At 64.8% G+C, this 13116-nt stretch carries 10 protein-coding genes, 1 tRNA gene and 2 pseudogenes; 6 read left to right on the top strand and 7 right to left on the bottom strand.

The features are described 5' to 3' along the window. Window positions 1-8 precede the first annotated feature (8 nt). Together VFA16_RS23320 and VFA16_RS23315 are read left to right on the top strand one after the other, a co-directional pair. Window positions 9-1430: an ATP-binding cassette domain-containing protein gene (locus tag VFA16_RS23320; RefSeq protein ID WP_414687793.1), complete on the top strand. Its 1422-nt coding sequence runs from the start codon at window positions 9-11 to the stop codon at window positions 1428-1430. Then, window positions 1427-2269 (top strand): energy-coupling factor transporter transmembrane protein EcfT, encoded by an 843-nt coding sequence (locus tag VFA16_RS23315; RefSeq protein WP_324970113.1) that lies wholly within the window; start codon window positions 1427-1429, stop codon window positions 2267-2269. The genes VFA16_RS23320 and VFA16_RS23315 overlap by 4 nt, the downstream gene beginning before the upstream one ends. A 22-nt stretch (window positions 2270-2291) precedes the next feature. Here the strand turns inward: VFA16_RS23315 and VFA16_RS23310 are convergent, their stop codons facing one another. Genes VFA16_RS23310 through VFA16_RS23300 form a run of 3 tightly spaced genes read right to left on the bottom strand, consistent with a single transcriptional unit; the run spans window position 2292 to window position 5300 of the window. Further along, window positions 2292-3617, bottom strand: a complete 1326-nt coding sequence (locus VFA16_RS23310) for a sugar ABC transporter substrate-binding protein (RefSeq protein WP_324970112.1) — start codon at window positions 3615-3617, stop codon at window positions 2292-2294. After that, window positions 3614-4441: a carbohydrate ABC transporter permease gene (locus VFA16_RS23305; protein ID WP_324970111.1), complete on the bottom strand. Its 828-nt coding sequence runs from the start codon at window positions 4439-4441 to the stop codon at window positions 3614-3616. The genes VFA16_RS23310 and VFA16_RS23305 overlap by 4 nt, the downstream gene beginning before the upstream one ends. Next, window positions 4428-5300, bottom strand: a complete 873-nt coding sequence (locus tag VFA16_RS23300; protein ID WP_324970110.1) for a sugar ABC transporter permease — start codon at window positions 5298-5300, stop codon at window positions 4428-4430. Before VFA16_RS23300 ends, VFA16_RS23305 begins: the two co-directional genes overlap by 14 nt. Window positions 5301-5386: 86 nt before the next feature. Between VFA16_RS23300 and VFA16_RS23295 the strand changes: the two genes are divergently transcribed. From VFA16_RS23295 to VFA16_RS23280, 4 genes are all read left to right on the top strand, one after another. Then, window positions 5387-6904: a TldD/PmbA family protein gene (locus VFA16_RS23295; RefSeq protein ID WP_324970109.1), complete on the top strand. Its 1518-nt coding sequence runs from the start codon at window positions 5387-5389 to the stop codon at window positions 6902-6904. Then, a complete protein-coding gene (locus tag VFA16_RS23290; RefSeq protein WP_324970108.1) occupies window positions 6901-8262 on the top strand; it encodes a TldD/PmbA family protein in 1362 nt (453 codons plus the stop codon). Before VFA16_RS23295 ends, VFA16_RS23290 begins: the two co-directional genes overlap by 4 nt. 326 nt (window positions 8263-8588) lie before the next feature. Further along, window positions 8589-8765, top strand: coding sequence for a hypothetical protein (locus VFA16_RS23285; protein ID WP_324970107.1), 177 nt, complete (start codon window positions 8589-8591; stop codon window positions 8763-8765). A 628-nt stretch (window positions 8766-9393) separates the two neighbouring features. After that, window positions 9394-9470: transfer RNA gene (locus VFA16_RS23280), tRNA-Ile, on the top strand. 209 nt (window positions 9471-9679) lie between these two features. Here VFA16_RS23280 and VFA16_RS23275 read toward each other — a convergent pair. The 4 genes and pseudogenes from VFA16_RS23275 to VFA16_RS23260 form a co-directional block, all read right to left on the bottom strand. After that, window positions 9680-10134 (bottom strand): annotated as a pseudogene (locus VFA16_RS23275) (DUF2071 domain-containing protein); the annotation flags it as partial. A gap of 71 nt (window positions 10135-10205) precedes the next feature. Then, a complete protein-coding gene (locus VFA16_RS23270; protein WP_324970106.1) occupies window positions 10206-10958 on the bottom strand; it encodes a glutamine amidotransferase in 753 nt (250 codons plus the stop codon). 93 nt (window positions 10959-11051) lie between these two features. Next, window positions 11052-11295 (bottom strand): annotated as a pseudogene (locus VFA16_RS23265) (catalase-peroxidase); the annotation flags it as partial. Between the two features lie 297 nt (window positions 11296-11592). Continuing rightward, window positions 11593-12318, bottom strand: coding sequence for a Type 1 glutamine amidotransferase-like domain-containing protein (locus VFA16_RS23260; RefSeq protein ID WP_414687792.1), 726 nt, complete (start codon window positions 12316-12318; stop codon window positions 11593-11595). Window positions 12319-13116: the final 798 nt, after the last annotated feature.

Below are 13116 nucleotides of genomic sequence, written 5' to 3'. Positions count from 1 at the left end.
TGTCCCGGGTGTTGGAGCGGATGCGCGGCATCCCCGACGTGCACAAGCTCGACGCCTTGCCCGACAGTGGCCCCGTCGCGCCGGTGCCGGTGCGGCTGGACGGTGTCCGGTTCCGCTACCCGGGCACGAACCAGGACGCCTTGCCGCCGGTGAGCCTGGAGGTTCGGGTCGGCGAGCACATCGCGATCACCGGCGCCAATGGCTCTGGAAAAACCACATTGATGCTGATCTTGGCCGGCCGCGAGCCGACCTCGGGTACGGTGCAACGCCCGGGCGCGGTGGGTCTCGGTCGGATGGGCGGGACTGCTGTCGTCATGCAGCACCCGGAAAGCCAGGTGCTGGGCACACGCGTCGCCGACGACGTGGTCTGGGGGCTACCGCCGGGCACGACGACCGACGTCGACCGGCTGCTCGGCGAAGTGGGCCTCGACGGGCTCGCCGAGCGGGACACCGGAAGCCTTTCCGGTGGGGAACTTCAGCGGCTGGCCTTGGCGGCCGCACTGGCACGTGAGCCGGCGTTGCTGATCGCCGACGAGGTCACCAGCATGGTCGACCAAAAAGGCCGTGACACTCTGCTCGGCATTCTCTCGGGGCTGACCCGACGGCACCGCACGGCGCTGGTGCACATCACGCACTACGGCAACGAGGCCGAGTCGGCCGGCCGGGTGATCAACCTCAGCAATACCCGGGACAACACCGAGATGGTGGAGACGATGGCGGCGCCTGTGGCAGCCGCACCCGCCGGTGATGAATCTGGCGTACCCGTGCTCGAATTGGCCAGAGTCGGCCACGAATACAGCAGCGGCACACCCTGGACCAAAACCGCGCTGCGCGACGTGAGCTTTGTGGTGCACCAGGGCGACGGGGTGTTGATCCACGGCGGCAACGGCTCAGGTAAGTCCACGCTGGCATGGATCATGGCCGGGCTGACGGTGCCCACGACCGGGACGTGTCTGCTCGACGGGCGTCCCACCCATGAGCAGGTGGGCGCGGTGGCCTTGTCGTTTCAGGCGGCCCGCCTGCAGCTGATGCGCAGCCATGTCGACCTGGAAGTGGGTTCAGCAGCAGGGTTTTCGCCTCATGACCACGACCGGGTGATCGCAGCGCTGGGCGCTGTTGGACTGGACGCCTCGCTGGCGAAACGGCGCATCGACCAGCTCAGTGGCGGTCAGATGCGCCGACTGGTGCTGGCGGGGCTGTTGGCCAGGTCACCGCGTGCGTTGATCCTCGACGAGCCGTTGGCCGGTCTGGATGCCGCCACCCAGCGTGGTCTGCTGCGTCTGTTGGAGGATCTGCGCCGCGAGCGGGATTTGACTTTGGTGGTCATCTCCCATGACTTCACCGGGCTCGAGGAGTTGTGCCCGCGCACTTTGCATCTACGTGACGGTGTACTGGAACCGGCGTCGACTGCCGCAGGAGGTATGTCGTGACCGCAACCGCGTCAGCTCGTCGCCCCACTCGCCGGCCCGGCCGGCCGGTTGTACTGTTGCGGCCGGTGCCGGGCACCTCGCCCATTCATGAACTGTGGGCGGGCACCAAACTCATTGTCGTTTTCGGTATTTCGGTGCTGCTGACGTTCTATCCGGGCTGGGTGTCGATCGGTTTGGTGGCTGCGATGGTGTTGGCCGCCGCCCGGGTTGCCAACATCCCGCGCGGGGTGCTGCCGTCGGTGCCGCTGTGGCTGTGGATCCTGATTGCCTTCGGCGGTATTACCGCGGCACTCGCTGGCGGCAGCCCGATGGTCCATGTGGGCACCGTTTCGGTCGGGCTCGGCGGCCTGCTGAATTTCCTTCGGATCACCGCTTTGTCGATCGTGTTGCTCGGGGTGGGCGCGATGGTGTCGTGGACCACCAACATCGGCGAAATCGCCCCAGCGGTCGCGACGTTGGGGACCCCGCTGCGGCTATTGCGGATCCCGGTCGACGAGTGGGCGGTCGCATTGGCGCTCGCGCTGCGGGCGTTCCCGATGCTGATCGACGAGTTCCGCGTGCTCTACGCCGCACGTCGACTGCGGCCTCAGCAGATTCCGCGGAGCCGCAGGGCACGGCGCAAGCGCCGCGCGTTGGAGCTGATCGACCTGACCGCCACGGCGATCGCCGTGACGCTGCGACGCGCCGACGAGATGGGTGATGCGATCACCGCCCGCGGTGGCATCGGGCAGATTTCAGCAGTGCCGTCGCGTCCGAAACGGGCGGACTGGGTGGCGCTTTCGATCGCGTCCGCGGTGTGTGGCGCTGCGCTGGCATTCGAGCTGCTGTTGGGCGCGTAGGGCTTCGGACGGGTAACGGCTGCTACCGCCGGGCCGCGGCGTTGGCCGCCGCTTGCGCCCGTTGCAGGGTTCCTGCGACGTCGCTGCGGCCCAAGAACATTTCGTCGAAATACGGTTTGAGTGCCTGATAGCCGGCCGGGAAGCCGGCACCGCCCGGCGCCGCAATGCGGGGTCCCTTCAGCACCGCGAAGAACGGTGTGACGTCGACGCCCTTGGCGGTCCAGTACTCGAAGTACACCCGCTGCGCCGAGCGCACCGCCGGGATGGCGGTACCGCGCCGGCCCAGGTATTCGTTGCCCTGACTGCTGCCCAGCCAGCCCAGCACCTGACGCACCGCATCGGGGTGTTTCGACGCCGAATTGCCCGCCGCAGCTATGCCGTTCGTGACGCTGACCCGGCCTTTGGGGCCACTGGGCAGCATGGCTAGACCCCAGCGGAAGCGGGCGTGCTCAGCGACCGCCGCCAGGTTGTAGGTGCCAGACTGAAACAGCGCCATCTTGCCGGCGAGAAACTGGTTGCGGCAGAAGTCGCCGTTGTCGTTGGTGTCCGACGCGGGCGGAGAGACATGGTCGACGTTGATCAGCCCGACCAGATAGCTGAACGCGGCGACCGCGGCGCGGTTGTCAAACGCGAACCGATCGCCGTCCTGAAATACGCCACCGGCCGATGCTATGTAATTCAAGTAGATGCCCTGGGGGTCGTTGGCCGCGTTATAGCCCCATTGCCGCACTCGGCGAGCGTCGAAGCCTGATGTGCCCGCGGCGCGCCCGTCGGCGTCGACTGTGAGCCGGGCAAGCAGCGGACGCAGCGTGTCGTCGCTGCCCGGGCTCCACCGCAGTGACCCCAACACTGCCGGTTCAACACCGGCGACGGCCAGCAGATCGGCGTTGTAGTACACGGCGATACCGGCGTCGGTCAACTGCGGGACGGCCCACAGCACCCCGTTCCGCGTGAACTGGTCAACCACCGATGGCTCCCAGTCAGCTCCGTCGGGAGCGATCTTCATCAAGCGGCCACTGTCGACGTAGCCGGCCAAATATGCGTTGGAAAGCCAGAAGATGTCGTCGGCACTGCCGCCGGCGACATCGGTGCGCAGCGTCTCGAAGTATGTCGAGTAGGCCACCACATTCGTGCGCACTTCGATACCGGGATGGGCACGGGTAAATGCCGCGAACGACTGCCGATACGCCGCAGCGACCTGCTCGTCCCACAGTCGCACCGTCACCACCGTCTTGCCGCCACGAGGTTCGTACGACCGGCCCAACAGCGCCGCTGTTGCAGCCAGTAACGTGGCCAGCAGGAGCACGGCGGCAGCCCCGAGGGTGGAAAACCGTGGCCGCCAGGTCATTTCAGCCCTGTGACAACGATCGAGCGCACAATGCGCCGCTGAAACACGACGAACAGCACGATCAGCGGCACGATCGCCACCGTCGTCGCGGCCATGACCAGCGTCCACTGGGCGTTATACCGCGACTGCAGTGCGGCCGTCGCCACCGTGAGCACCCGCCACTTACCTCCGCTCGTGATCACCAGCGGCCACATGAAGTTATTCCATTGCGACACGACGGTGATCAGTGCCAGCGTGACCAGCACGGGCCGGCTCGCCGGCATAACCACATGCACGATCACGTCGAGCGTGTTGGCTCCGTCAAGACGCGCAGCGTTGACCAGATCATCGGGAATCGCCCGAAAGTACTCCCGCAGCAGAAAAATCGCATATGGCGAGCCGAACACGAACGGCAACACCAACGCCCAGAACGTGTTGCGCAGCCCGACTTGGGCCATCATCAAATAGAGCGGCACCACGGTCACCGTGGCCGGCACCATCAACGTCGCGATATAAATCCAGAACACCGCATCACGGCCGGGAAATCGCAGCCGCGCAAAAGCATAGGCTGCCAGCACCGAAAAGCTCATCTGCCCAAGCAGAATCAGCGCCGTCATCAACGCGGTGACCGCCAACGCACGGCCAAACCCGGCGCCGCCCAGATCGGCGTAGTTGCTCAGCGTGGGAGGCCGCGGCCAGGCCAGCGGCCTGCCGGTCGCGAACTGATGTGGGGAGGTGAACGACGTCAGCAAGCCAAGTACGAATGGGGCCAACGTGATGACCGCACCGACCGCCAGGCCGGCGTAGATCGCCAAAGCCGAGGCCATTCTTCTAGGTGAGGTCATAACTGATCCGTCGTCGGAAGTACAGGTGCTGGACGACGGTCACGCCCACCAGAATGACGAACAGCACCACCCCCATGACCGCGGCCCGACCGATCGCCGCCGACCCGAACGCCTCCGCATAGATGCGATGGGCTACCAGGTCGGTGCGACCTTGCGGCCCGCCGCCGGTCAGCGCGTATACAGTGTCGAAAACCTGTGCCGCACTGACGATTCCAGTGACCAGCACAAAAAACATGGTGGGCCGCAGCATCGGCAGCGTTATATGCCAGAACCGCTGCAAAGCGGTCGCGCCGTCAGTGCGCGCGGCGGCGTAGATCTCTGCGGGAATGGCCAGAATGCCGGCCACGAAGAACAACGCCACATAACCCACGTTGCTCCACACCACCACAGCCGACACCACCGGCAGCGCCAGACCGCGATCGGTGAGCCACTCGATGCGATGTCCCAACACGGTGCTGACCGCGCCGTCGGTGGGTGCCAGAATCCAGCGCCACAACACCGCAACGGCCAGCGGCGCGCAAATCCACGGCAGGACATAGAGCGTGCGGAACACCCCGGTGCCGGGCAGGCCACGGGCCAGCAACGCCGCGGCCATCAGCCCGAGCACCGTCTGCGCCGGCACCACGATCGCCACGAACACCAGCGTCACCATCAGCGAGTTTCCGAACGTCGGGTCGGTCAGCACGGAGCGCCAATTGTCCAGCCCGACATAGTTGATCGGGCCCAGCAGATCCCAGCGGTGCAGGCTCAGCCACACTACGAGCAGGATCGGCAGCAGCAAAAACGCGACTACGCCGAACAGGCTCGGGGCGAGCAGCGCATAGCCCAGAGCGGTGGATCGTCGCGGCGCAGCGTTCATCTGCGCCGCTCCTCCTCATCGCTTGGCTCTGCATCGTCGCTGGCGCGCTTCATAGGGGTATTAAAGCCGGTCGTTACGGTGGAGCCGTGACACAGAACCGCGGGATCGATGCCGACTTTCTGCACCTGCCCCGCCACGAGCTGGCCGACGCGGCGCTCTCGGCGGCCACCGCGGAGGGCGCCACCCACGCCGACCTGCGGCTCCACCGCATAAGCACAGAGATGATCCGGCTGCGCGACGGCGAGCTGGAGACGGCCGTCATCGACCGCGACATCGGCTTGGCGGTCCGAGTCATTGTCGGTGGCACCTGGGGGTTTGCGTCGCACGCAGAGCTGGCGCCCGGCGTCGCGGCCGACACAGCGCGCCGCGCAGTACAGGTGGCCACCACGCTGGCGTCGCTGAACGACGAGCGCGTGGAGCTGGCGCCGGAGCCGGTGTACGCCGACGCCACCTGGGTGTCGAGCTACCAGATCGACCCGTTCACGGTGCCTACCGCCGACAAGATCGCCGTCTTGCAGGACTACTCGGGCAGGCTGCTGGCCGCCGACGGAGTCGACCATGTGGCGGCCGCGCTGAGCGCGGTCAAGGAGCAGACGTTCTACGCCGACACCTTCGGGTCATCGATTACCCAGCAGCGGGTACGTTTGATGCCCGTCCTCGAGGCGGTGACCGTCGACACCGCGACGGGAGTGTTCGATTCGATGCGGACGCTGGCGCCACCGACGGCCCGCGGCTGGGAGGTGGTAGCCGGCGACGAGCTGTGGAACTGGAGCGACGAGCTGGCGCAGATACCGTCGCTGCTGGCCGAAAAGATCAAGGCGCCCAGCGTGACACCGGGGCCGGCCGATCTGGTGATCGATCCGACCAACCTGTGGCTGACCATTCACGAATCGATCGGCCACGCCACGGAATACGACCGCGCCATCGGCTACGAATCCGCTTACGCGGGTACCTCGTTCGCCACCCCCGACAAGCTGGGCAGCCTGCGCTACGGTTCACCGGTGATGAACGTGACCGCGGACCGCACGGTCCAGTACGGCTTGGCGAGCGTCGGTTACGACGACGAAGGCGTGGCCGCACAGAGTTGGGACTTGGTGCGCGACGGGGTATTCGTCGGCTATCAGGTCGACCGGGTGTTCGCGCCGCGGCTCGGGCAGCCGCGGTCCAACGGCTGCTCGTACGCGGACTCGCCGCACCACGTTCCGATCCAGCGGATGGCCAACGTGTCGCTGCAACCGGCGCCAGAGGACGTGAGCACAGCAGAGCTGATCGGCCAGGTCGATGAGGGCATCTACATCGTCGGCGACAAGTCCTGGTCAATCGACATGCAGCGCTACAACTTTCAGTTCACTGGGCAGCGGTTCTTCCGTATCCGCGGCGGCCGGCTCGACGGCCAGCTGCGCGACGTCGCCTATCAATCCACCACCACCGACTTCTGGAACTCCATGGAAGCCGTCGGCGGGGCGTCGACGTGGCGGTTGGGCGGCGCCTTCAACTGCGGCAAGGCCCAACCCGGCCAGGTGGCCCCGGTCAGCCACGGCTGCCCGTCGGCGTTGTTCCGTGGCGTCAATGTCCTCAACACCCGAAGCGAGGCCGGCCGATGATTCCCGCGTCCCAGGTCGTCGATCTGGCACTGGATGCCGCCGGCGCCGACGAAACCATCGTGTTGATTACCGACCGCGCCGAGGCCTCGCTGCGCTGGGCGAACAACTCCATGACCACCAACGGGGTCTCGACCAGCCGCAGCACCACAGTGATTTCCATTCTGCGAGAAGGCGATAGTGCACGCGTCGGCTCCCTGCGGTCGGCCGAGGTGGACCCGGCGCTGATGCCTGCGCTGGTGGCGGCGTCGGTGGAGGCGGCCCGCTCGGCACCCAAGGCCCGCGATGCTGCACCACTGCTGACCGGTGGCGGCGTGCCCGACGACTGGGATGCTCCGGTGTCGGGCACCGGGGCGGAGGTGTTCGCCGGCGTTGCGGGCCCGTTGAGCCGAGGATTTCGGGGCGCCGACCAGCTGTTCGGGTTTGCGCATCATGTGGTGGAGACGACGTTCTTGGCCTCTTCGACGGGTCTGCGTCGCCGCTATACCCAGCCCACCGGTTCGGTGGAGATCAACGCCAAACGCGGCGGAGCCAGCGCGTGGGCCGGCGTGGGGACACCCGATTTCGCTGGGGTGCCAACGGATTTGCTGCTTGACCAGCTCTCGACACGGCTGGGCTGGGCCGGGCGCACCGTCGAATTGCCGGCGGGTCGCTACGAGACGATCATGCCGCCGGCGACGGTGGCCGACATAATGATCTACCTGCAGTGGTCGATGAGCGGGCGCGGCGCCCAAGAAGGCCGGACGGCCTTCTCGGCGGCCGGCGGCGGAACCCGGGTGGGGGAGCGGCTCACCGATCTGCCGTTGACCCTCTACTCCGATCCTTTCGCTCGCTCCCTGGAGTGTTCCCCGTTCGTCGCCGCCAGCGCGTCGTCGGAAACGGTGTCGGTGTTCGACAACGGGATGGACATTGAGCGGGTCGACTGGATCCGCGACGGGGCGATCAATGCGCTCGCTTACCCGCGGGCAATTGCCGCCGAGTTCGACACCCCGGTCGCGGTGGCGGCTGACAACCTGCTAATGACGGGTGGCTCAGCGGATTTGGCCGACATGATCGCGGCCACCGAGCGTGGGCTGTTGCTCACGACGCTGTGGTACATCCGTGAAGTCGACCCGACCACGCTGCTGTTGACAGGGCTGACCCGTGACGGCGTCTACCTTGTCGAAGATGGCGAGGTGACCGCTGCGGTCAACAACTTTCGCTTCAACGAGAGCCCACTGGATCTCTTGCGCCGGGCCACTGAGGCGGGCGTCAGCGAGGTGACGCTGCCGCGGGAATGGGGCGATTGGGCCACCCGGGCGGCGATGCCGTCGTTGCGGATACCGGACTTTCACATGTCGTCGGTGAGCCAGGCGCAGTAGTCCCTTAAATTCGTCGAGAATTCTCCGCCGCCGACCGATCGCCACAAGGTGGCGCCGCGGTAGCGCCGCGGTATACAGATGCCATTATTCGGTCGCGCGACGTACGGACCCGGCCGTAGTCACTGGGTTATGCGCAACGCCAGCAACATGTTTGCCCGTCCGCTGCGCTGATACTCCCGGCCGCCAAGACAGAGTCCAGCGATCGCTGACTCGACGCAATCACCAGGCGGAGTTGAGTTCACGCCATGCGCGCTCTGCTGGCGCGTGCGACCATTAGCCCGCGCGGGTCGCAATCGTATGACCTTAGGACGCACGACAGAAGGACTATGTCAGCAAAGCAAGCACAGCACGAGGCCGCCGAGGCGCTGTTCGGCGCCATCATCGCCCTGCTGGACAAGCACGAGCACGCCCACACTCTGAGCGAAGAGGTTGTCGAGGAACTGGCTCGTGCGTACGCAGCGGTATCAACAAACGTGCCGCAGCAAGACCGACTGGGGCCGTAGCGGCGATGCGGCTCTGCAGTGTATACGGGGGCGTATCGCTGCTATTCTGTGCGGGCGCCAATGGCCTTGTGCGACAGTGTATTCGCATGGCGGATAACTGCTGCTGACATCGTCGCTGCCGCACTGGGCGCCGACATGTCAGGCGGTCATTGCGGTATCCAGACCGGGCCCTCCCACATGCCCCACTCCTGATGACCGGGATCCCATCCGACCGAAGGTGCCCCCTGCGGCTGCGGCGGCGGCGGAGGCACGTCCGCCGGCGCGAACGGCGGCGCATATGCCGGCGGGGTTGGTACCACGCCGGCACCGGCGGTGGCGCTTTGCACTCGCCTGTCCACACGTTGCGCCACATATTGCGGTCGCATTGCGCCGAGCTGGCTGCCGGTGTCGCGACCGTGATAACTACCGCCGGCGCTGAGGCCAGCGCGACAACAGCGGCGAAGCGACGGACAAACCGCCTCAGTGCAGGCCTCCCCCAGGGAACCCATCCCGAAATTGGCTGGTTTCAGCTTATGGCCTCGACGACGCCGCCAGTGAACTTTTTGTCATCGCGATGACGGCTACAGGACACCCGCTACGAGGCCGAAGATGCGTTTGCGAAAATTCCATACGAGCGATAGTTGCGCTAGGGGCGGTAGCTCAGTCGGTTAGAGCCGCGGACTCATAATCCGTTGGTCGCGGGTTCGAGTCCCGCCCGCCCCACCAAACGGTGTATGACCACGGCTGATTCTTGACGTTTCGGCTTCGGTGATGCCAGACAGTGTTGTGTCCAATGTTGAAAGTTTACTTCGGCCGGTCGTTGACACTCCTGGATCAGGCAGTTGAGCGTGGCTGAGGCCGGCCAGCGCTGTGCGCGCCCGCTCGGAGTGGATCAGCCGCCGCGTGAGCAACAATGATGCGGTGTGTGGCCTGGCTAACCCGGGCGAGTACAAAACGTGTAACCATTCCCCGGTAGGCGGCACGCCGCTGGCGTCAAGCAGGTCATCGTGCAGTTCGACGATCTCGGCCCGCGCGCAACGGCCGCGGCTGATGCTCGCTGGGTGCGCACCACGTCCGGTCAGCTTGTTGGGTATGGGCGCCCCAACGCGCGGCGAGCCACAAGCTCGAGGGCGTCGGTTCCACCACCTCGCCGACGCGGATGGTGGCCCGCGCCGGCCAGCGCCGCACACTGCGATACGTGAGCTGGTGACCGCAGCGGTCGATGCGCATGCTCGCCCACGTGTACGGGACACCAGCGCAACCGGGTGAGCGGTACCACCGCGAGACGTCCGGTTACCAGCGACCGGAAGAACACACCGTGCCGCCCGGCATCGTCGATCGAGTGCAGACGAACATTGGTTTCAAGAACTAGCACGACCGGACGCGGGAGAAACGGCGCTCTGAACAAAATGGGATCAGGCCTGGCGGCCGCGTCACCATCCCGACATGTAGCACAAATGGTCACGCTCGGCGCGCGTACCGCTCGGTGAACCGCTGCAAGATTGTTGGGGGGTACTTGATTTGCCGTTGTCGCGCAGCCCGTTTCAGCGACTCGGCAGCCTCGGGGGCAAAGTAGCCATGGTGCTTGTAAGCATCGATTCGGGTAATGATGCCGTCGAGATCGAGTTCCGGGTGGAACTGCGTGGCGTACACGTTGTTACCTACACGGAAGGCCTGGACCGGGCAGCTAACCGACGATGCGAGGTGAACGACATCTGAGGGCAGTGAAGTTGCCGCCTCCTTGTGCCCGCCGTACGCATCGAAGACATCTGGTAGTTCCGCGAACAGCGGATCCTCGCGACCGGCGAGAGTGAGCGTGACGGTAACCGCGGCGACCGGCTCGGGATACGTGCGGTCAACGATAGCGCCGACAATCGCACCGAGCGTCCCTACGCCGTAACAGCATCCGAGGAAAGGAAAGTCGCGCTCAACGATGCGACTGATAAGGCGCAATAACTCTGATTCGACGCGTCGTTGCGTCGCCGACTTCGAATCCGGAGGGTCGCTGACGTTGTATGGCCCGCCACCCAGGATGATCCCGGACCAGTCATCGAGATTGACCGAGCCCAACGGCTGTTGCGTCAATCGGATAGTGTGCAGCCCACTGTGGTCGAGTCCGGCGAAACGCATCATCGCCGAATACTCATCGTCGGCCGGTTCGCCTTCCCGAATCGACAGCAGCAGGAACGGTGCGTGATCGGCGTCTTCCGGCATGCTCTTTCGCTCTTGGATAGGGTTTGCGCCAAATCTAACTACAAACGCCACCCCGCGGGCCGAGTCAGCTTGCGGGATTCCATTCGAACGTGATCACGCCAGGTCGAACTGATCGTTCTCACCTTGACCCACGTCTTGACGAAGTCGCACAGGAACTTCTCCCTTGCGTCGTCGGACGCGTAGGTTCCGGCCAGCGAGCAGAATCGAATTCGAACCGAAGACCAAGTCCGCGCCCATGGCGGTCCACTTGCGCTCGCCTGTGGCGCGGTCCCCGACCCTAGTACAAGTTCTCCGTCGACTCGGAGACTTTCCACTGCGTGCCCATGTCGCGCAGTGAGTCAGCGGACGCCGTTGGCGTGCAGTCGGATCAAGTGGTTCGACGACGGAACAGATGATCCCGCGGATGAACCCAACAGCGGGTGGTTCAGCCGGTGTTACCGGGACGCGAAAGAGACTGAGCCGCCCTATCCGGCTGCTGGGGCCTTCCCGCCGACAAAGGTCTCCTTCGTCAGGTGCCAGACGCTGACGTTTATCACCGCACATGACCGAATAGCCACAGCTAATCCGTTGGTCGCGGGTTCGAGTCCCGCCCGCCCCACGTCAGCTCTGTATGGCTTCGAGTGATGCCTGACAGTTATTTCGGCTGGTCTTCGGCGCACAACAGTGAGTGGATGATGCGAGTGTCTTCGAACCGGAATTCGTGCGCCGGACGCCGCAGAGGCTCGATGGTGCTATCGGCGTGCACGATGACTCCGCCACCGGAGGGGATTCCGAGCCCGATGGCCGCCCCCTCAAGCGAACGAATCGTGCGCGACAGCCGCGTCCACTCGCCCCGCTCGTCGTGGGTATCGATAACCGCGGGCACGAACTTGAACATCTCGAGCAGCTCGTTCGCAGGGGGTTCGGGTCTCTCGACGATTCCATACCGCCCGAGCTGGACCGCACCGGCTGAAACCCCCACGAGGACGGCGCCTTGGGCGTATCTGCCCTCGATCACCTCCTTCATGCCGGTCGCCTGAAAGGTGTTCCAGCCAAGACGCACATCGCCACCCGCGAGCACAATCAGCCGAGCGCTGTTTAAGAAGGCGCGGTCGTCTGGGCCAAACGACGAATCGATCATGCGACGGTTGGTGATTGCAATCGCATCCATCGCTGCCTCGAAGATGTCGTAAAACTCCGGAAGATCCCCATTGGACGCACCGATGTACGCCGCGGTAAGCGGTGCGTCGGGAGCCAATCCATCGAGGGCTGACTCGAGCAGCAGTCGGTCGTGCTGCTTCCAGAACAGCAACTGACTGTCCGCCAGCAGATACAACGGTTGGAATTCTGGCACCGTCTCAGCCCCTGCGCCCGCTCTCACACTCACGCGATTCTCGTGTTCGAGGGGCCATTCTCGAGGCGTCGGGCATGGTGTCACCCTATCCGCGAAGCGCCCTTAGACACTCCTCGGTGCGTCGACGTGTCTGGCTTGCTACTGGGGCCTAATACGGCCGTGCCGCGGTATACCTCAGCCCACACCGCAAGGAGCCGACATTCCACTGGAACATGCGCGTGGAATTCTTTGAGCGCCCGCAGGTTTACCAGCTTGGTAACCGGCTATCAACCTCAGGATGGGATCCTCGCCTACGAGATGCAACACTCTGCTGCGCGGGTGCGCGATCCGGCGTGGTCACAAGACGTGGAACAACGCGTAGTGCCTCGGCCACGGTGTGCGCAGCCTCGCGGCGCAGGCCCGTCGCGGCGATTGGATACACGCGTCCGGTCGGTGCGTTGTGGTCAGGGAATCACTTGAGAGGTGAGGTGGGCGTTGCATTTTGTCGACTTGACCGAGTACCGTTTAGAACCGGCTCATTTGCCCCTATTTTCTCGCATTTCTCTTCTATCTCTTCTACCTCTTCTCCGACATGTGACAAATAGTGTTGTCCTACATCTGGCGAATAAGCTGTAGCAGCAAAGTTGCGAAGATTAACGGCCGTAATCGACCGGTCCGAGCTTCTTCCAGTCTTGGAGCGGAGTGGTAGGGTCGATCGGGGGCGGACGTTTCACCACTCCAGGCCAGCGCCGCACGACTTTGGGCTATTTGTGCGCGTCGACGGTATTAGGTCTGGTATACGTCCAATCAATGTGCGTTGAGAAGTCAGCGTAAGGCTAGGTGCTA

This window comes from Mycobacterium sp. (assembly GCF_035653355.1).
GTDB lineage: Bacteria > Actinomycetota > Actinomycetes > Mycobacteriales > Mycobacteriaceae > Mycobacterium.
This window is presented reverse-complemented; position numbering and strand designations above follow the sequence as displayed.